The organism is Nitrospinota bacterium (genome assembly GCA_016217735.1).
Lineage (GTDB): Bacteria > Nitrospinota_A > UBA7883 > JACRGQ01 > JACRGQ01 > JACRGQ01.
In genome coordinates this window covers 14341-34970 of record JACRGQ010000012.1, presented here as the reverse complement: position 1 = coordinate 34970, position 20630 = coordinate 14341, and the positions used below count along the sequence as shown (strand labels likewise).

Sequence of the window (20630 nt, the reverse complement as noted above, 5' to 3'; positions counted from 1 at the left end):
TGTATATGTTCAACAAAATTGCGGTTTTCATGTTTTCGATCATCATTGCGGGCGTCGCCATGTTTCCCGGCCAAGTGAAAGCCGAAGAACAGGTCAGCGTCGGCAATGCGTTCATTGAGGCATTTGACAAAAAAGATGAAGCCGCGATGGCTAATATCATCAAAACCAGGGCGGCCGAAGTGCCGGAAGAAGTGAAGGGAATGGTCGAGTACGCCGTATCGCCCGGCGCTAATCCGCAGGAACAGGATTTTCTGTTCAACATCGCGGGCACTATGGCCCAAATGTATGCGAAAAACACCGGCGATGAGCGGCTTCTGGCCGCTGTGCGCACGAATTACCAAAGCGTGATCGATAAGAGAAAAGCCAGCGGCGGCGGCGTTTCAAAGGAAGTTCTTGAGAAAATAAAGAAAGATCTTGAGGGTTTGGGGAAGGGCGAATGGCGTGTAACGGTCATTCGAGTTGACGCCGAAGGCGCCCTTGACGTGGAAATCGACGTGAAAGAATCTTCGGGCGGTGAAAGCCTGACGCCCCACATTGAACGGAGCAAAAGCGAAGAGGCGAAAAAAATTGTGGCCAAGCATCTTCCCCACATGAAGAAGGGGAAGCTTGTATGGACAAGCGCGGGAGTCGGCCTTAAAACCTCATTTATCGAGTAGTGCCGGCGCGAAAGGAACAAATTGATGGATCGTTGTTTGAAGATGTTTGTATTGACCATTATGGCCGTCATGAGCATGGCCAGCGGCGTTAGAGCGGAGGAAGGCCAGGGGGAAGGGGAGCGGCTATACGTCAAATATTGCAGCGGTTGCCATAAGCTGACGGATCAGACCTCCAAGGGCCCGGGATTTCAGGGAGTGACGGGCAGGCGTACCGAAGCTTGGATTGACAAATGGCTCCAGAACCCCAAGGCAATGATTGAAAGCGGCGATGCCGATGCGGTTATGCTTAAGGAAAAATACAGGATTGCCATGCCAGCGATTAAGATCATGGCCGACGATAAGGCAAGGCGGGAGATCATCAATTTTCTGAAGGAAAATGACAAGAAAGTGGCTCAGTAACCAAGGGAGACAAAGTATGAAGATGGATGCAGTTATCAGAAATGTAAAGACGCTTGCGGCCGTGGCCGTGCTGGCTTTGGTTTTTACCGCCTGTTCCAGCGGCGGCGGCGAGGAGGACAAGTACCAGGCCGCATTCACCAAGATCAATCCCGAATGGAAGGTGTATGAAGTGAAGAAAGAAGGGGAAAACACCATCATACGGGTGGAAGCGGCCGACGTGGTTCCTTTCGCCGAGGCCAAGAAAGCTTTGGATGCGTTACAGGCCGCCGACCCTAAATTGCAAGGGTACGTTGAATTCTATAACAAGGAAGTGGGCATAGTTCTTCGCAAGCTGGAGATCATGCCGGCTACCTGACGTAGAAAGGATCGGTATGGACGGAGACGAAATTGCTAGAAACGACTTCCACCCCTTTCTCGGCAAGCAGCTTAGTGCCGATTTTGTCGAGGTCGTCAAGGCTCGTCGCGTTTTTAATACGTACCTGGTAAAGCCGTGCCGCTCTGTCTTGGCCCACGATTTCGCCGTTGATGGACGAAATGACCGCTTTAATGGCCGTTTCGTCCATTTTTTTGGAGAAGGTAATGTTTAAGATGTTTTTCGTTACATCAAGACCCGTTTCCGGGTCTTTTATGATGTCTTCAGGGGAAGGGGTGTAGAAATTGCTGGAAACCGCCCCTTTTTTGGAGCTTCCGCTTTCTGTGCCGCCCATTTTCTTCGAGCAACCGGTGAAGATGAGGGCTAAAAGAAGAAACAAAGCCAATTCCCGGCGCAACCTCTCCATCACGTCAATCCCTCTTCCGTCACGTTGTTTTAGCGTTAATTCACTTGGCGCAGCGGAATCCCATATATTCATGCTGGTCATCCGGAATCGATTTGAGTTCGGTATAGACCTTCGACATGTCTCCGTCCTCGAAATAGGAGCCTCCCATGGCAATGCGATATTTCTTTTCACCGCTGTCCCAGGCATCGACCCATTCCCACAGGTTACCGGCCATATCCATTACGCCGTACTGACTTGCCCCTTTGGGGTAGCTGCCCACCGGCGTAGTTCCGTTTTTTTCCGATTCAAGCGTATTGGCTTTGCCCTTTTCGAACTTGCTACCCCACGGGTATTCCCTGTCGTCCGTGCCGCGCGCCGCTTTTTCCCACTCGTTCCGCGTGGGAAGCCTTTTGCCAACGGCTTTGCAGTATGCTTCCGCATCGAAATAGGAAATTTCCGCGACGGGATGTTTTTCTTTTCCCGCGGGGATTTCGAATTCTTTTCTGAATTCTTTATATTGGGCGTTGGTAACTTCGTTAGTATCGATACTGAACTTTTCCACTTTAACTGTCTTTTTACTTGGGCCGGACTTATAATCCCCGGCAGGGATCTCAACCATGCTTCCGGATTCGGCAAACGATTTAGGAACAATGGCAATAAAGAACAAGGAAACTAATACGATGATAAAATTTCTTAAACTTAGCAAGACGCTTCTCCTAAACAAACGGTCCAAAACCCTCACCCAACCAACTACGGAATCTTACCCCAAAATGGGGATAATAAGCCAAAATATTTTGCGTTTAGGCCCGATTTTTCTGTCTTCTTTTGTTTTAGTTTTCACGCTTACCGCTTTTTCAGCCGGATGCAGCGGCGGCCAAGAGAATAAAACGACCAAAAAATCAGATATTGACGAGAAGAATATTTTAGGGGAAATGCCGGATGAGTCGGTCATGGATAAAAGGGCGAAACGGGAAAGCGATTTCAAGGATGATTTACATGATCCATCCAAAACCCCCCTTTACGATCCTTCGACCGCGGAAAAAGCTCCAGCCGAATACGGTTTTGGCGTAAGAACCGAAGCGCAAATTGAGAAGGAACGGCCACGTGCGAATAAAATAGCGGTTCTTGCCCCATTGGTTGGCGATGTTGAGGTTTTCGGTAAAGATACGGTGGATGGGGCGGAAATGGCATCTGATGAAATAAACGATCACGGCGGTATCCGGGGCCAAAAGTACGATCTTCTGGTTTTTGACACGAAGGGTACCATGGACGGAGCGCGGGCCGGCGTTAACAACTTCCTCCATGAAAATGTCGCCGCCATTATCGGCGCTCCGACCGGAGAGGTAAGCTTTTCGGCCAGCAAGGCCATTAATGATAATCAACTGATTTTAATATCCGCCGGCTCGCGGCGGCGGCTGGGGGATACCGGACCTTACTATTTCCGCAACACTCTTAATGACAACCACGCGATAAAGCGGCTTATGGAGTATGTTGTCGCCGAGAAAAAGATTAAAAAGTTCGCGTTATTCACTTCGTTGGTTAACGACTATTCCGTCAAATTGTCGGCGGCGTTCAAACTCGAGATTGAGACGAACAAAGCCGAACTTACGCATGAGCTGTACCTCCTGTCGCCGGAGATGAGCCACGTCGGCCAAGACGAGGCCAGCATACCGGCGCAACTGAAAAAGCTCAAAAACAATCCTCCCGACGCGATCATTTACACCGGTGACGGGGCGGAAGGGGCCCAAGTGATCAAGGAGATGAGGAAGATGGGGTTGAAAATTCCCATGGTGGGGGCGGAGGATCTTATCGTTCCGGAATTTACCGCTTTGGGCGCGGCCGCCGCCGGGACGATTGTGTATGGCGGCTTCAATGAGGATTCGGACAATCCGCGCATTAAAACATTTGTGGCCAATTTCAAGAAAAAGTACAATCGCATGCCGTCGCGGGTGGCCGCTTTGAGTTACGATGCGTATTATATGCTGGCGAAAGCGGTGGAAAAGGCCAAGTCATTGCGGCCGAGCCATATCCGGAATGCCCTCGCGGAAGTGAAGGATTATGAAGGCGTGACCGGCAAGACCACCATGGATAAGAACCGCGAGGCTATCAAGGAACCGTTTCTTTTTGAAGTGAAAAGCAAGGGCAACCAGTACCGCTTCGTGGCCGTTAAGGAGCCACTATGAAAATTTCGGCAAAGCAAGCGGCCGCGGTTACGTTCACTGTGCTGTTTTTGGCATTTCACCACACCGCGCATTCGTCAAACGGCGGGGTGAAGCCCGCGCCCGAAGGGATGGCATTGGTTCCCGCGGGCGATTTCCTGATGGGGAGCACCCAACAGGAAATCGATTCCATGAAAAAGGAGTTTGGCGGAAGGGTACTTTACAAGGATTACCCTTTCGAAACCGAGATGCCTAAAAGGAAGGTGAAGCTGAAAGCTTTTTATATCGACATCTATGAGGTGACCAACCGGAAATACATGGAGTTCATAAAACAAACCGGTCACGCCGCTCCCCAGCACTGGAGCGGCGGAACCTATCCCGCGGATTCTCCCGACAACCCCGTTCTGTATGTAAACAAGGAGGATGCCGAGGCCTATGCGAAATGGGCGCATAAGAGGCTTCCCACTGAAGAGGAGTGGGAGAAGGCGGCCCGCGGCACGGATGGCAGGGTGTTTCCATGGGGAAACAAGTTTGATCCAAATATGGCCGCAACGGCTGATTCCAATCTCGAGTTTATCGAGCATGGTTTTTGTAAGGTGAACACCGGAAATAAGGTTGGGTTGGCGCCGGGCGATGTAAGCCCTTACGGCGCGCACGACATGGCCGGGAACTCGCGGGAATGGACCGCCACGCTTGATCCCGCCCATAAAGATATGGCCGTGTTAAAGGGGGCCTCGTGGGTTGACCTCAATATAACCGCCCGGGCGGCCTACAGGGAGTCCGTTCCGGTTGAATCAAGGAGCCATATAATAACCTTCAGGTGCGTTAAGGATGCGGAGTAGCTTCGCCCCAGATGAATCCGTTCAGGCCGCTCTACAACCGCATATGGAAGAAGTTCACCCTTGCGCTTTTGCTGGTGACGTTCCTGCCTATCGGCTATTTCCTCTACCAGAACCTGAACGCAACGCGGGATTCCATTGAGGACAGGGAGACCAGGCTGGTTTTCCAGAATGCCATAACGCGCTCCAAGGAGATCGAAGCGGCATTTAAAAATGTGCTTACGGATGTCAACTATCTGCGCTCCAGCTTGGCGATAGAATTCCTTGTTAATGTTCCTGGCAGGAAACCCACCGGGACGCTTTATTGGAAATCGCTGGTCGAGAGGGAATTTTACAACTTCCTTTCGTTGCGCTCCGGTTATTCGGGCGTCGGGTTGTTGGACGAGTTCGGAAACGAAAAGCTGGTAATGTTTAAGAATAATGATAAAATAATTACCACGCCGCCGGATAAGCTGGTCAACCGCCTTACTTCGACGTATTATGTGGAGGCGGCGTTTCAGGGCGGGTACGGCATAGCGGCCATCCCGATGTACACCATGGTCAGCAACCGCGCGGATATTTCCAGCCAACCGCTCATCCGGTTCGCCACCAAAATGTTCTCCCGCAGCGGCAAACCCAGCGGTGTCGTTTACGCGGATCTTGACAGCTCCAATATTATCGGGGCGCTGAAACGCGTTTCTTTTGAGGGCAGGCGAAAAGCCGCGATGGTCTCGCAAAACGGAAACTATATCTACAATCCGTTTAAGGCGCCCGGCGCGGGCCAGTCTTTCCTTGACGAGGGGAACATACGGAACGACCATTCCGGCCAGGTGGCGGCACAGATATTATCGGGGAGGACGGGGCTGATCACAGACGATCCTGATTATATTTTTGCGTTTCGGCCGATATATCTTCAGGCCGGGAACAAGGACTTTTATTACGTGGTGTATGACCGCTATCCGCGGGCCAGCTTCATCCCGGCAATGAATAAAATAAAAAAAGAATACCTGGTGGGATTGGCCGAGGCGCTTTTTCTCTGCCTTCTTGTGGCCGCGGCCGTTTCCTACACGCTTACCCGCGATCTTGAAAAGCTTCGGGAGGGTGTTGAGCAGATTCGCCAGCGAAAGCTGGATCATCGCCTGAAAATACGGTCGGGGGACGAAATAGAATCCTTGGCCAATGCGTACAATATGATGGCGGACTTTCTGCAAGAGTACAGTCAATCGCTGGAGAACAAGGTGGAAGAACGTTCGACCCACATCAAGAAGGTGGAACGGAAGCTTATGCAGGCGGAAAAGCTGGCGGCGATAGGTTTTTTAGCCGCTGGCGTGGCGCATGAGATAAACAATCCCATTTCGATACTGATCACCCGGCTGGAACTCATGAAAAAGGATATCGAAAAGGGCAAGACGGATATGCTGAAGAGGGATATCGAGGTGCTTTACAACCACTCCGTGCGGATAGGCGCGATAGCGGCAAACCTGCTCACCTTTTCGCGGAGCGCTTCGACCGAACTGGCGGCCGCGGATTTAAACGAGATTGTCGAGCGTGTCCTCAGCCTTATCGAATTGCCGATCAGGAAAAAAGGGATAACGCTTGCGCGGAAACTGGAGCCTGGGTTGCCAAAGGCGAGCTTGAATGTTTCCGGCATCGAACAGGTGATATACAACATCGTGCATAATGCCTTCCAGGCAACGGATGAGGGAGGCACGATCACGGTGAGAAGCGGGCTGGACAGCGAAGGCGGGATTTTTCTTGAAGTGCGCGACACGGGGCATGGGATGAAGCCCGAAATAGTGGATCGCATTTTCGAGCCGTTTTTCACCACCAAAGAGGTGGGGTCCGGCACCGGACTGGGGCTTGCCATAAGCTATGGGTTGGTCAAGGATACGGGCGGCTTCATTAACGTCGAAAGCGAGCCGGGAACCGGCACGGTGTTCACTATCCACTTGGTTCGCGCGTCAAGCGCCCCGGTTCTTTCAGACAACGCCGCTCAACGGGGGGATGATAAATGACCGAACCGGTCACGATACTGTTTGTTGATGACGAGCCTGATCTGCTTGAAAATTGCGCGCGCATCCTGGATGGCGACTCGTTTCGTTGTGTGACCTCTTCATCCAGCCTGAACGTGCTGGATCTTGTGCGGGAGCACAAGCCGGCCGTGGTGGTGACCGACTTTTTAATGCCCGGCAAGGACGGAATGGTTATCCTGAAGGAAGTCAAGAATGCGTTTCCACATATCCCAGTTGTTATGATCTCGGCGCATGCAACCATCGATAAAGTGGTGGATGCGGTGAAGGTGGGGGCGTTTGATTATCTCACAAAGCCTTTCACCTCCGATCAACTGCTGATAACCATGCGCCGCGCGGTGGATCAGCATCTGTTGCAAAAAGAGAACACGGATCTTAAACGGAAACTCCAGGCCGGTTATTTTGACCATTATTTCGTCGGCAAACATCCCAAGTTTATCGTCGTGGAGGAGCAGATAAAGCGGATCGCCGCAACCGATTCCAACGTATTCATACAGGGTGAAACGGGAACGGGCAAGGAGCTTGCCGCCCGTGCGGTTCATCTGCACAGCAAGCGGGTGAACGGCCCGTTCATTATCGTGGACTATAGCGTCCTATCGAGCGAAATGATGAAAATTCTGCCATACAGCGGCACCGGGGAGAAGGCGCCCCACGAAACAAACGTGTTCGAGGCCGCCAACGGGGGGACGCTGTACATTAAGCAGGTGGAAGACCTCGACATGGCCATGCAGGCCCGCCTTTTACGCATTCTGCAAAGCCGCAAGGTGTATGAAAACGCCGAATGGCAGACGAAACAGCTTGATATCCGCGTGATAACATCCACGTCCGCGGACCTTCAGGCCGCCATCGCGGAAAAAAAATTCCGCGAAAACCTTTACTATTACCTCAACGTCATCAATATTGTAATTCCGCCGTTGCGTGACAGGAAAGAGGATATAGGGGTATTGTGCGATCACTTCCTGCGGCAAAGGTCGGAGAAAAACCAGACGCTCCGCCAGGTTCTGCACGCGGACGCCTTGGCGCGGCTTATGGCATACGATTGGCCGGGTAATGTGCGCGAACTGCGCAACGCCGTTGAACGCGCGGCATCCATGACGGAAGAGCGGATCATAATGACCAAGCACCTGCCGGAAAATGTGCTAAATTCGGATCAGACCTATAGCCTTTCATTTAAGGAGGCAAGAAGTAAATATTTGGAGGAGTTCGAAAAACGTTATCTTGAAAGCCTGATATTGAAGTATAAAGGGAACATTTCGCGCGCATCGGAAATGGCGGGCGTGACTAGGATGTCGTTCTACCGGATATTGAAGCGGGTGGGCATGCTCAAAGAAGCTGACAATATCCGCCACTCGGTGGAAGGCAAGAATAAACAGGAAAACAGTATCGGAAAAAAGCACGACCATGAAGCTCAATAGACTTTTTCTTGCATGTTTTTTTGTATCCGGCGCCGCCGGGCTGATCTATCAGGTTTGCTGGGTGCGCATACTCTCGCTCGTGTTTGGCAACACGGTGTATGCCGTTTCAATGGTGGTGGCCGGGTTCCTTTCGGGCTTGGCGATAGGCAGCCACTTTTGGGGAAAAAGAACCGATGCCGCAAAGCGCCCGCTGAAGATGTACGCGCTCATGGAGGCGGGGATTGCCATCAGCGCGCTTGTGGTCACGTTATTGATAACGGTGCTGGATAACGCGATTGTATCGGTGATGACCCCCGAATCGGTTACCGGCGGCGGGTGGATCATTATCAGATATGTGCTGGTTTTCATCATCCTGCTCCCTCCCACGATGTTGATGGGGGGAACGCTGCCCGTTATGGGAAAAATGGTCACGGAGAGCCTCGAAGGGGTGGGGCTTAGCATTGGTTCCATCTACGCTTTTAACACCTACGGGGCGATGGCGGGATCGTTTCTTTCAGGCTTCATACTCATTCCGCAACTGGGGATATGGGGCGCCATCATGATTGCCCTTTGCCTCAATGCCGCCGTTGCGGCGGTCATTTGGTTCACGCGGGATGAAATTAAGGTGGATGCGCCGGATGCCGAGATCCGGGCAAAATCGGCCCCGACACCAAAGAAGAAAAAAGAACAAGCCAAGCGGGAAGGGCCGGCGGCAACCGCGCATTCGGTTTCACGCGGGCGCGCCCTTGCCCTGTTCTTCTTGGCGGGCTTTTGCTCGATGGCGTTCGAGGTGCTCTGGACGCGCGGATTTGCGGTTTCTTTCAAGTCGACGGTTTACCTTTTCAGCAACCTACTCACAGTTTTTCTTTTGGGGATGGCGTTTGGCAGCTGGTTCTTCGGCAAGTATTTGGACAGGCTGAAGGATCCGATGTGGCTGTTCGGCCTTGCCGAGGTTGGCATCGGCCTGTTGGGTTTGGCCAGCATCGGCATATTGGCGAAATCGGTGGATATGGCCATGACCCTTAGAATCATGTTTGGCGAAATGACCCTTACCACGGACGCTATTGTGATGTTTATCGTCATGGCCATGGCCTTCATCTTGCCGACATTCCTGATGGGACTTGCGTACCCGCTCATCTGCCGCGTAACCACCAAGGATATGGGCGTGCTGGGCGAGAATATGGGCGGCGTGTACGCCGTTGGAACGGTGGGGGGCATCGTGGGCGCGCTAGTCAGCGGTTTTGCCCTCATCCCCATTTTCGGGCTTCAGAAAAGCATCATCGCCGTTTCGGGGGTTGCCATGGTTGCCGGGTTCATCGCCGTACTGTCTTCTTCAAGGCGGAAGGCCGCGGCGTGGATCATCCCGGCATCGGGATTCGCGATCGTGATAACCGTAGCGCTTACCGGGATATTCAACGTGGATATGGGCGTCGGTTTAAAAACAGGCGACAAACTCCTGTTCACCCAAGAGGACGCCATCGGCACCGTGAAGGTGGCCCAGGAAAAGAACAACGGGCCGCTGATGCTTTTGGTGAACAGTTATCAGCTCGCCACCAGCGGCGACGTTGCCGTGCGGTTCGGTCATATGCCGCTGCTGCTTAAGCTGGACGCCGAAGACGTTCTGGTGATTTCGCTCGGCTCCGGCATTACCTCCGGCGCGGTGGGGGGGCACTCCGCCGTCAAGAGCATCGATTGCGTCGAGATCGTTCCTTCCCTTGTGGACGTGCAGCGGTTTTTTGAAAAAGATAACCATAACATCATCGCCGACAAGCGGTTCCACCTTACCATATGGGACGGCGGCCATTACGTACGGATGACGAAGAAGAAGTACGATCTTGTTATCGCCGACCTTTTTCAGCCGGATAGCGCGGGGGAGGGGAGCCTCTTCACGCTGGAACATTTCCGCCATGTGAAGGCGGCGCTGAAACCGGGGGGCGCGATGGCCCAGTGGCTGCCGCTGTACCAGCTTTCCCCCGATAACCTGAAGGTGATACTCCACACATTCGCCACAGCCTTTGAGCATGTGACGGTATGGTACGGCGATGTCAACAGCCAGCAGCCCACGTTGCTGCTGATGGGATCGTCCGAACCGTTCGGCCTGCGCCCCGACAAGCTGGCGGCCGCGCTCGAAATCCCCGCCGTGAAGAGGGATATGATCGAAGCAAGCGACCCGCTGAGCTTTCTCAGCTTTTATGTGATGGATCGAGCGGGGGTGATGGATTTCACGCAGGGAGCCGAGTTAAACACGGATAACCGGCCCGTCATAGAATTCACCGCTCCCCGCTACATCTGGAAACGGCGGGAAAATGCCGTCATCAACTTCAAAACACTTATCGATCTCAGGAAGAAGGTTACTCCCATGATCGCGGGCGCCGAATCCGACGCCGAGCTTAAAGGCGTCATCGACCGTTACTTCGAAGCGCGGACAAATCTGTTGCTCGGCAGGGTCGACCACGCGCTCAGCAACTACGCGTCCGAGTACGAGAATTACCGGAAGGCCGCCGGTATCGTTCCGCGCGAACCGAATCTTTCCTTCTCTGTTTTCGATCTCGGCTACCTGTATTACCATCGCCGCGATTATCAGCAGTCAGCCGCGTTGTTCCAATGGGCAACGCAGGCCAACACCCAGTTGCCCGAAGCGTATTTTTATCTTGCCAAGTCGTACCAGCATCTCGGCATGAAACAAGAGGCGGTGAAGGCCATGCAGGAACTCGCCAGGCTGCATCCCGAAATCGCCGAGAGCCTTGTGGTGCCGCGTCCCACCGGGCCTACCGCCCCGGAAAGCGTCCCACTGCCCGGCGCTCAATAGCGGGGGGGGGGCGCGTAATGCTCCATCTTTTTCTAGCCCCCCGTTATCGGACACTACCCATTTCCCTTTTTGGTCTGCATCTTGCTCCTATCTACTAAAGATATAGTTGCGTCAAAATAATGACCATTGATAGGAAGGAACGTGCCGAGTATGGGGAAAAAAGTGCTTAATGTCCTCACTTTTAACTGGCATGAACCTTATATCTGCCTTTTGGCTGAGACCGGGAACAATTTCTTTATCTATGAACCTGTTATGGGTCAAAACCTCCAAAGAAGGTGGGATGCCAAATTCCGCCCCCTTCCCAAAACCGCCAAAACTGTCAGCAAGGCTGATATGGATAAGGGATTGGAGGAGGGATCGTTCGACCTCGTAATCTGTCAAAATATCAATGATCTTTTGACGGTTCGGGGTTGCCAAAAAACCCCAAAAATTCTGGTTTTCCACAATAAATTGAGTACGGAAATAGCCCTCGGTGGCAACACGGTGGATCGGAATACCTATTTAGAGCAAGTAAAGCCGCTTCTGGAAGGGGTTTTGCCGGTTTTTATCTCGGAGCAAAAAAGAGCCGACTGGGGCTTGGAAGGAGAGGTTATTCCTCCCGGCATTGATGTGAACCAGTATGGCGGATATACCGGCGAACTGAAGGCGGTCTTGCGTGTGGGGAACCGGGTGATGGAGCGTGATCTGATGCTCGGATACCGTGAGCAGGTGGAGCTTTGCTCCGGCCTGCCGACCACCTTGCTGGGAGACAACCCGCAACTGGATGACAGTCACCCCTCAAAAAGCTGGGACGATCTCAAAAACCATCTGCGCAAATGCCGCGTCTATCTCAACACCACCAAAGAGCCGTATGAAGACGGTTACAATCTTTCCATGCTGGAGGCGATGGCGGCCGGAATGCCGGTTGTTTCGCTTGCAAATCCAAGCTCGCCGCTCACCGATGGGCGCGATGGTTTTGTGAGTGACGATTTGGCGAAACTCCGCCGCTCGCTGGAACTATTGCTCAGCGACCAACTCCTTGCCAAGACAATGGGGGAAGCGGCACGGCGTACCGTGGCGGAGAAATTTCCGATTTCAAAATTCATCTCCCGTTGGAACGCAGCGATTGCAAGGGCTTGCGGCGGGGGTGCTGAAGCAAGAAATCGCTTGAGCAGGGCAAGTGTCTGGTTGGATTATGCGTACTACCCCGCCACCACGGCGCACTACCTCCGCCGCGCTTTTGAAAAGAACCACCATGTGGTCACGAGCGGCGCATCGATGCCCCCCGAAGTGCTCAAGATGTGGAACCTCGAAAACATGAAGGCGCCGATACTCAACCAGGATATTCCCCGTGCCATCGCGCGCGATGCCAGCGGTATCCTTGGGCAAATGCCCAAAGGTTTTGCCCCGGACTTCTTTCTCTGGGTGGAGAGCGGATTGGACGGTCCTCCGGCGGGCCTTGAAATGCTTGCCATTCCGAAGGCGGCCTACTTTATCGATACCCATCTGCATCTTGAGAGCCACATCAACGTGGCCCGCCAGTTCGACGTGGTTTTCCTGGCGCAACGGGAATATATCCCGGCGTTCAAAGAACGGGGGATTGCCAACGTTCACTGGCTGCCGCTCGGGTGCGATCCCGAAATCCACGGCAAGCGCGAAACGGCGAAGCGTTACGACATCGGCTTCGCCGGCAGCATCACCCCGCAGCATCAGCGGCGGGCCGCGTTGCTGGAAAAACTCCAGCGGCGCTTCAACGTCAAAATCGAACGGGTGTTCCTTGAAGAGATGGCGGAACTATATTCCGCCTCGAAAATCGTGTTCAACAACGCCATCCGCAATGATCTCAACATGCGGGTGTTCGAGGCGCTCTGCTCCGGCAGCCTCCTGCTGACCGATACCGCCGAAGGACTGGCGGATTTTTTTGAAGACCGCCGCCATCTGGTGGTGTATAACGACGCGAATGTTGGAGAGCTTGCCGCCTATTACCTGCAACACGAAGATGAGCGGGAATCCATCGCCGAAAATGGCCGTGCCGCCGTGCTGGAGAAACATACCTACGCCCACCGAGCAGAACAGATTATCGCAACCTTGCGCGAACGGCGCGAAAGCGTTGTGTTGGGGGACAAGCCGGAGCATTACTTCCACAACGTCCGCCCGGAAGTGGTCGAACTGGTGCCGTCAACCGTCATGCGGATACTGGAGGTCGGCTGCGCGGCGGGGGAGACCGGCCAGGCTCTGAAACGGCAAAATCCCGCCCGCGAGGTGGTGGGGGTGGAATACAACAATAAGGCGGCGCAAAAAGCCGCAAAGCTGTTGGATCGCGTATTTGCCGGTGACAGCGAGCGGCTGGAACTGCCGTATCCGGAAGGATATTTCGACTGCATAATCTATTCGGACGTGTTGGAGCACCTGCGCGATCCCGAAGCATTGCTCAAGCGGCACAAACGGCTGCTGGCGCCCGACGGCATGATGGTGATGAGCATTCCAAACATCCAGCACATATCGGTGCTGAACCAACTGATGGAAGGGCGTTTTACCTACCAGGACGAAGGGTTGCTGGACCGGACGCACATCCATTTCTTTACCCTTCACGAGATTCGGGAAATGCTCAAGCGTTGCGGCCTTATTGCCGCGTTGGTTCAGGGAAAGCGCGCCGACAACGTATATCAGGAGGGGAGCAAGGGAATCCTTCGCATCGGCCGCTGGCAGATCGACAGCCTTTCGGAAAGCGAGATGTTCAATTTTTTCGTTTTCCAATATCTCATCGTGGCGGGACACGGCCAGGAAACGTTGGCGCGGGATATCGCGCCGTTCGATCCCGCCCGGTTCCGCGCGCTTGTGGCTGAAGACGATTTTTTCCGGCGGGATGTGGACGACCCGCTGGTGAGCGCCGGCGCCGCGCTGTTGCGGACGGAAGAGCCCGAACCGGACGCGCTCTATTCCATGCTGGACGAATTGAAGGAAATCCAACCGGAGCGAAAACTGCGGTTGGCGCACCTCAACATGGCCGTGGGGCGGTTTGGCGCCGCGCGGAATCTTTATCGCGAAGCTGAAAGCCCCAAGTATGAAGGGTGTGCGCTGGCGGCTGGCGGTTTGCTGGGGGAAGGACTCAAACTCTGGTGGGCCGCGCGGGAAGATGCCGGGGCGCGCGATTGGTTTGGCCGTTACGCAAACGCCGATGAATCCGCCGAACGGTTGGCGATTAACGCCGCCGTGGAAGGAAACGGCGCCGTTATCGGAGCGGGGGAACCGTTGCCGGCGGCGGAGCATACCCTTGACTATCTTGTGCTCAATCACGCGCTTGATGCCACAGGAGATATTTTTGAAATGGTGGCCCAGGCGAAGCATGTGCTGAAACCGGATGGCCTGTTGCTTGCCGTGGCGTACGATGCGGCGTTGGCGGAGAATGAACTGTACCCCCTGCCGTTGCACCGTTTTTCCCCCGCGGGCCTGGAAAAAATGGTTAAAGCGGCGGCTGGTTTCAGCGCCGCGTTGGTTGAACTGGTGCCGGAGCGCTGTTTTGCCGTCGCCGCGTCGGAAAATCCCGCGGCGTTGGAGCGCTTCGCCGAACGCGTTAAACGGCTCATTGCGCAACATGCGGCGGAGCTTTCGCGCCGCTATTGGGATATGAAGCGGTACCGCGCCGCCGGGGAGGCGGCGCGCCTCGCGGTGGACCATGACGGGGAAAACGCGGCGGCGCTCTGCAAATACGCCGATTTTCTCATGCGCGTGAACGATGCGGCAAAAGCCGGCGGCCTCTACGAAAAGGCGGCACGGCTGGGGGCTGTGGAAGCGGCGAATATCGGTCTTGGCACCATACGGCTGGGCAAGGGCGACTACGGGACGGCCATCGGATATTATGAAAAGGCGGTGGCGGCGAACTGGAAGAATGACCGCGCGCTCTGCGGGCTGGGTATCGCGCTCTTCCATGCGGGAAAACAGAAAGAGGGAATAGCCTGCTATCAAAAGGCGATAGCGGCAAATCCGGAAAACCCGATTGCCCTCTCGTCGCTGGTGCAGGCCTGCTATCAAACCAAAGATTTTGCGCTGGCCGAAAAATCGCTGACGGAGTACCTCGAACTCCACCCGGCGAATCTCGATCTGCTATTCGGACTGGCGGGCGTTTACTATCAGCAGGGGAAATACGGCGAAGCGCGGGAAGCGCTTGACCGCATCCTCATCTTCAACCCGGAGCACGGCGATGCATTGATGCTGCTGGAACAGCTGGAAAAGAACGGCACCGCGATATGAATGTGTACGTAAAAAACCTGAAAGCGCTGGAGGCAAAAGACCGTGCGCTGACCGCGAAGATACGCGCCACGCCGGACGACCCGCGCGTGCGGCTGATAAAGGCGGGGGGAAAGGCCGCCGCCATCGAAGTCTTATGCGCCGGTGGCGAGACGGCCATTTTCAAAAAACAACCGATGCCGCCCAATGTCCGCCGGATCACGGAGCGGAAGCAGTTCGGCTTCAGCGAGGTGATTATCCTGCTCGGCATCGGCCTGGGTGAAACGCTAACCGAAACGCTGGCGGCCTCCGATGCAGGCACGTTCATCCTGCTTGTCGAGTCGAGTCCGGGGTATTTTAAAAAACTGCTTGAAGGGTTTGACGTGGCGGAACTCATCGGCGATCCGCGTGTGGTCATCAGCGTCGGAGAAAGTCCGGTGGACGCGGTCATGCACCGGCTTGAAGAGGAGTTCGGCGTTTTCACCAGGTCTAATTTTCAGGTTATCAAGCACGGCACGGCGGTGGCGTGCGATACCGGCTATTATCAGGCGGTTGACAAGGTGCTCGCCCGCCAGAAGCAGATGGCGGAAGGGAATCTCGCTTCCATCAGCCGCCTTTCATCGGTCTGGCAGGGGAATATTTTTTCAAATCTGGACGTTATCCTGCGCAACCCCGGCATCAAACATCTTTTTGGCCGCCTGACCGGAGTGCCGGCGGTGATCGTGGCGGCGGGGCCGTCGCTCGACAAGAATTGCCGCTGGCTGATGTCGGCGCGGGATTCCATGATCATCATTTGCGTCGATACCGCACTGAAGACACTGCTGAAAAACGGCGTTGTGCCGCATTTCGTGGTGGCATTGGACGCCTTGCTGCACAACTACTTTCACTTGGCGGGGGCGGAGCGCCCCGATTATACGTTGGTGGTTAATCCGGTCACCTATCCGCTTATTCTTACGGAGTGCGCCGGCCCGATGATGATAACCAGCTATAGCGAACCGATGGTGCAGTGGCTGGAGCAGTTCACCGGAGACTTGGGCGAAAACCTGACCGGCGGGTCGGTGGCCACCGCCGCTTTCGATCTGGCATTGCGCATGGGATGTTCACCGATCATTCTCACCGGGCAGGACCTCGCGTTTACCGGCAACCGCACCCACAGCGGCGGCGGCGCCAACGACGAATTTGTCTACAGCGCCGCCGGCGAGATGAGCGGCGTGGAAATGATGCATGACGAGGCGATAAGCCGTGAAATCCAGGGAACGGTGGAAGGAAACCTCGGGCATACGCTCAAAAGCAGCGTGAAAATGACCACGTGGCGCAACTGGTTTGAAATCCGCATCGCCCAAAAAGAGGTTGACTGCATCAACACCACCGAGGGGGGGGCCGCAATTGCGGGCGCGAAGCCGATGTGCATTCAGGAAGCTATGCTGAAATATGGCCGCCAGCGCCGGGACATCGCCAAAATAATCGCGGCGGCGCGCCCCGTGCAACTTCCCGCCGATATTATGTTTATCAGGCAAAGGCTCGAAGCGCTTGCGGCCAAAGCACGGGACATTAAAAAGGTTTGCTCGATGGGCATCAAGGAAGCCGAAAGGCTCGCCGCCGCCGCCCAACGCAAAGGGGAGAACGCGGCGGTGGAATCCGCCGCGCGCGCCTGCGCCAACTATCTGGGAATGGTGATGCGCGAGGCGGAATTTATGGGCATCAACCGTTGGCGGCTGGAAGGGACGATGGACAGGATACAGCGGCTGCGCGGCGGCCTGAAAACCGCCGATCCGGGGAAGCAGGCTTATATCAACGCCGAATCATTTTTAATATTTTTTAAAGATGCGTACCAGGTGACGAGGGAATTGGAGAAAAACATCCGCGCCGCCAGATTTGAAGGCGGATTGCGGGCGCCGGGGGAAAGAGCGGATGCGGTATAAGGAACAAAACAGCGGTCTCCTGAAAAAGTTCCACCCCCATCTCGCGCCTTTGCTGGAACCGAATATCGACGCCGCCATCGAAACGCAGCAGGCGAAGAACGGCCTGCCGGTTTTCAAATATGAAGGGGTGGCGATGCACGGCGCTTATAAGCCGGAAGAGGAGGGGGCCCGCCTGCTTGCACAGATGGATCAAGGCGTGAAAAACGTCATTGTTTTCGGGCTTGGCTATGGTCATCACCTGCGTGATGCGGTGGGCGCCGGGCTGAACGTAACGGTGGTGGAACCTTCCGCGGCCATTTTTAAAAGCGCCATGGAAAATGCCGACATGGCATTTGCTTTGGAAAAATGCCGCATCTTTGTGGGGAAACGCGTGCGCCGGGTGCTGGACGATTACGATTGCCGGGGCGCGCGGATAATGGCGCACCGGCCTTACCTTCGCTTTTTTCAGGCGGAATACGACAAGTTGGAGGTTTCATTCATTACGCGCAAACTGGTGGCCGAGCGTAAACCGCGCATATTGTTGGCCGGTCCCATTTATGGCGGCACCGAGACCACCTTCCGCTATGTGAAAGAGGCGCTCACCGCGCTGGGGGCGGATGTGGCCGCCTTCGACGCCACTGCGTTCAAGCAATCCTATTTCCTGATGGATGAAGTAACGCCCAACGAAACACACCGCCACCAGCTCAAGGCGCTGTACAGCAATGTGCTGGGCGAGGCTATGGTGGCGATGGCGGACGACCGCAAACCCGATCTGATACTGGTCATGGCGCAAGCCCCGCTGGATGTGGGGGCGCTTGCGCGTTTGCGCCAACTCAAAATTCCCATCGCGTTCTGGTTTGTCGAGGATTTCCGCACCTTGAAGTACTGGGACCGCGTTGCCCCCTATTACGATTATTTTTTCACCATACAACGCGGTGAATTCCATGAGCGTCTCGGTAAAGCCGGGGCGCGTTGCGTGGCGTATCTCCCGCAGGCATCCGCGCCGTTGCACCACAAGCCGCTGCCGCTGTCTCCGGAAGATACAAAACGCTATGGTTCCGATATCTCCTTTATGGGGGCCGGGTACAACAATCGGCGTGTCTTTTTCAGCGGCCTGCTGGATTACGATTTTAAAATATGGGGCACCGAATGGGAACTCTCCAGCGCGGTGGGGCAACGGGTGGCGAACCGGAACCGCCGTTTAAGCCCGGAAGAATACATAAAGATATTCAGCGCATCGAAGATAAATCTGAACCTGCACAGCAGCATCATGAATGCCGGCATCGACCCGGTGGGTGATTTTGTGAACCCCCGCGTATTCGAACTGGCCGCTTGCGGCGCGTTCCAATTGGCCGATATGCGGAGTGAACTCCCCGCGTTGATGCAGCCGGGAAAAGAAATTGAAACCTATGCCTCGCTTGAAGAATTGCGCGGGAAGATAGACCGCTACCTCAAGCACCCCGAAGAGCGGGAAGCAATCGCCCGCGCGGGGCGTGAACGGACGCTGGAAGACCACACCTTCGAGCGGCGGATGGAAGAACTGCTCGCGGTTATCTTCTCGCGCGAGGGAGAAACGTTCGCCATCCGCCAAAAGGAGGAGAGCCACGGGCGCAACGTGGTGAAGAACATGGTCGCGGAGGCGGAAGCAAAAGGTAACGCCGAACTCGCCGCCTTCTTGCGCGGCTTCGACCCGGAAGGGGAATTGTCGCTCAAAGCCGTTGCGGATCATATCAGTAAAGGCAAAGGCGCGCTTGGCCGCGCCGAATCCCTCTTGCTTATGGTCAACGAATTGCTGGTGCAAAAGTGAAGAAGATACTGATCCTGAACTTCACCCGCATCGGCGACCTCATACAGACATCGCCACTGCTGTCGGGCCTCAAAGAGGAATTTCCCGGCTGCCGCATCACGCTCGCGGCGAATGTCAGTTTCTCCGGCATCTGCAAAAACCTTCCACATATCGACAAACTGACGGTGTTCGACCCCAAGCAGTTCATTCATGCCGACGGCGGGCAAACATCCATCGCCGACGTTTATTTCTATCTTGATAATTTCGTGGCGCAGTTGGCCGCGGAAAAATTCGATATGCTCATAAACCTGAGCCACTCGAACCTCACCGCCATCATGGGGCGGTTGCTGAATATCCCCGACGTGCGCGGCATCGTCAGCGACGGCGAGGGGAACAAGGTGATAAACGACCCGTGGCTTATGTACTTCTCGTCGCTTCTTTCCTTTCGCCGTTACAACACCTTCAATCTGGTGGATATCTACCAGCTCAGTGGCGGCGTGAAGCCAAAAGGGCGCGGATTATTCATCAACAGCGCTGAACCGGAGCGGCTGGCCGCGCCGTTGCTGGCGGAATGCGGCGTGAAGGAAGGAGAGCGGCTTATCGGCATTCAGGCGGGGGCCAGCATGAAGGAGCGCCGATGGCCTTCGCGCAACTTTGCCAAAAGCGCCGATCTGCTGGCGCGCCGATGGAACGCGAAAGCCGTGTTGCTGGGGGCGGCGGCGGAAAAAGAGCTGGTGGACGAAACGGCCGCCGCGATGGAGATGCCGCATATCAACCTCGCGGGCAAGACCTCGCTGGAACAACTCATCGGCGTAGTGAAGCGTTGCGCCGTGCTCGTGACGAACGATACGGCCACCATGCACATAGCCGCCGCGGCCGGAACGCCCATTGTGGCGCTCTTCCTGGTGCATGCCTATGGTTTTGAAACCGGCCCCTACTGCGATAAGGCGGTTCTCCTTGAGCCGGAGATGCCGTGTTTCCCTTGCCTTCATTCTTCCACCTGCCCGCATTATGCCTGTCTCGATTATGTAACGCCTGAAATGGTGGCCGATGCCGCCCAACATTTGGCGGACAATCCCGGCGGGATGCCGCCTCTCGGACCGGCCGCTTTCCCGAAAGTGCGCCTGCTTGCGCCGTATTTCGACCAGTATGGCTTTTGGGATTTGCGCCCGCTTAAAAAATCGCAATCCGCCGATACCGACATTCTGGCGCGTATTTACCGGCAATTTTTCATGCAGCCGTTCGGCGTTGGATCCGGAAAGGAATTTGTGGCCGGCTATCTTGCGGCGCATTATGCGCCGCCGGACGCGGAAGAGTTGCGGCGCTGGGTGGAAAGAAAGCGCGGCGTCTTCCGCAAACTGGCGGACGCGGCCGGGGAAGGGGAGACACTCGCCAGGGAGGCGGTGCGCGATCTCAAAAACGGCCGGATGGACAAGGTGAAAAAAACGGTGCAACGGTTTTTGGATGTGGATCGGGCCATTGATATGGCCGGCTTGGCTCATCCGGAGTTGATGCCCGCCGTGCGGCTGTTCAATATGGGCAAAGGAAACATTGGCAATGCCGCGCCCGTTGTAATGCTGGAAGAAACCCGCGCGCTCTATGCGGCCGCCGCCGGTTTTGCCGTGTTTGTCATGGATCGGCTGGAGGAATTGTTGAAATGAATAATGTTGGCGTTCCGGTTGCGTATCGTTCCGAAGGATGGGAAAATGGCGGC

General features: G+C 55.2%; 15 protein-coding genes. 12 read left to right on the top strand and 3 right to left on the bottom strand.

Translation table 11 applies throughout. The features are described 5' to 3' along the window. Positions 1 to 5 precede the first annotated feature (5 nt). From HZA03_01750 to HZA03_01740, 3 genes are read left to right on the top strand one after another with little or no spacing between them, the layout of a single operon-like run. On the top strand, positions 6 to 656 hold the full coding sequence (locus HZA03_01750; protein MBI5636673.1) for a hypothetical protein: 651 nt from the start codon (positions 6 to 8) through the stop codon (positions 654 to 656). Between the two features lie 36 nt (positions 657 to 692). Further along, on the top strand, positions 693 to 1055 hold the full coding sequence (locus HZA03_01745; GenBank protein MBI5636672.1) for a cytochrome c: 363 nt from the start codon (positions 693 to 695) through the stop codon (positions 1053 to 1055). Positions 1056 to 1071: 16 nt separating this feature from the next. Further along, on the top strand, positions 1072 to 1410 hold the full coding sequence (locus HZA03_01740) for a hypothetical protein (GenBank protein ID MBI5636671.1): 339 nt from the start codon (positions 1072 to 1074) through the stop codon (positions 1408 to 1410). Here the strand turns inward: HZA03_01740 and HZA03_01735 are convergent. After that, positions 1403 to 1915 (bottom strand): hypothetical protein, encoded by a 513-nt coding sequence (locus tag HZA03_01735; GenBank protein MBI5636670.1) that lies wholly within the window; start codon positions 1913 to 1915, stop codon positions 1403 to 1405. The genes HZA03_01740 and HZA03_01735 overlap by 8 nt on opposite strands. Continuing rightward, positions 1875 to 2432 (bottom strand): SUMF1/EgtB/PvdO family nonheme iron enzyme, encoded by a 558-nt coding sequence (locus HZA03_01730; protein MBI5636669.1) that lies wholly within the window; start codon positions 2430 to 2432, stop codon positions 1875 to 1877. Before HZA03_01730 ends, HZA03_01735 begins: the two co-directional genes overlap by 41 nt. Between HZA03_01730 and HZA03_01725 the strand changes: the two genes are divergently transcribed. From HZA03_01725 to HZA03_01705, 5 genes are read left to right on the top strand one after another with little or no spacing between them, the layout of a single operon-like run. Beyond that, a complete protein-coding gene (locus HZA03_01725; GenBank protein MBI5636668.1) occupies positions 2431 to 3996 on the top strand; it encodes an ABC transporter substrate-binding protein in 1566 nt (521 codons plus the stop codon). The genes HZA03_01730 and HZA03_01725 overlap by 2 nt on opposite strands. Beyond that, on the top strand, positions 3993 to 4814 hold the full coding sequence (locus HZA03_01720) for an SUMF1/EgtB/PvdO family nonheme iron enzyme (protein MBI5636667.1): 822 nt from the start codon (positions 3993 to 3995) through the stop codon (positions 4812 to 4814). The genes HZA03_01725 and HZA03_01720 overlap by 4 nt, the downstream gene beginning before the upstream one ends. Before the next feature lie 11 nt (positions 4815 to 4825). Further along, on the top strand, positions 4826 to 6805 hold the full coding sequence (locus tag HZA03_01715) for a HAMP domain-containing protein (GenBank protein MBI5636666.1): 1980 nt from the start codon (positions 4826 to 4828) through the stop codon (positions 6803 to 6805). Continuing rightward, the gene (locus HZA03_01710; protein ID MBI5636665.1) at positions 6802 to 8235 is read left to right on the top strand and encodes a sigma-54-dependent Fis family transcriptional regulator; all 1434 of its coding nucleotides are present in this window, start codon (positions 6802 to 6804) and stop codon (positions 8233 to 8235) included. The genes HZA03_01715 and HZA03_01710 overlap by 4 nt, the downstream gene beginning before the upstream one ends. Continuing rightward, positions 8222 to 11023 carry a fused MFS/spermidine synthase gene (locus tag HZA03_01705; protein ID MBI5636664.1) on the top strand — a complete coding sequence of 934 codons (2802 nt, stop codon included), beginning with the start codon at positions 8222 to 8224 and terminating at the stop codon, positions 11021 to 11023. The genes HZA03_01710 and HZA03_01705 overlap by 14 nt, the downstream gene beginning before the upstream one ends. 111 nt (positions 11024 to 11134) lie before the next feature. On the opposite strand, the gene HZA03_01700 is transcribed toward HZA03_01705, so the two are convergent. Then, positions 11135 to 11467 carry a hypothetical protein gene (locus tag HZA03_01700; protein ID MBI5636663.1) on the bottom strand — a complete coding sequence of 111 codons (333 nt, stop codon included), beginning with the start codon at positions 11465 to 11467 and terminating at the stop codon, positions 11135 to 11137. 39 nt (positions 11468 to 11506) lie between these two features. Between HZA03_01700 and HZA03_01695 the strand changes: the two genes are divergently transcribed. From HZA03_01695 to HZA03_01680, 4 genes are read left to right on the top strand one after another with little or no spacing between them, the layout of a single operon-like run. Continuing rightward, positions 11507 to 15253, top strand: coding sequence for a glycosyltransferase (locus HZA03_01695; GenBank protein MBI5636662.1), 3747 nt, complete (start codon positions 11507 to 11509; stop codon positions 15251 to 15253). Further along, positions 15250 to 17151: a motility associated factor glycosyltransferase family protein gene (locus HZA03_01690; GenBank protein ID MBI5636661.1), complete on the top strand. Its 1902-nt coding sequence runs from the start codon at positions 15250 to 15252 to the stop codon at positions 17149 to 17151. Before HZA03_01695 ends, HZA03_01690 begins: the two co-directional genes overlap by 4 nt. Next, on the top strand, positions 17141 to 18937 hold the full coding sequence (locus tag HZA03_01685; protein ID MBI5636660.1) for a glycosyltransferase: 1797 nt from the start codon (positions 17141 to 17143) through the stop codon (positions 18935 to 18937). Before HZA03_01690 ends, HZA03_01685 begins: the two co-directional genes overlap by 11 nt. Continuing rightward, positions 18934 to 20577 carry a glycosyltransferase family 9 protein gene (locus HZA03_01680; GenBank protein ID MBI5636659.1) on the top strand — a complete coding sequence of 548 codons (1644 nt, stop codon included), beginning with the start codon at positions 18934 to 18936 and terminating at the stop codon, positions 20575 to 20577. Before HZA03_01685 ends, HZA03_01680 begins: the two co-directional genes overlap by 4 nt. Positions 20578 to 20630: the final 53 nt, after the last annotated feature.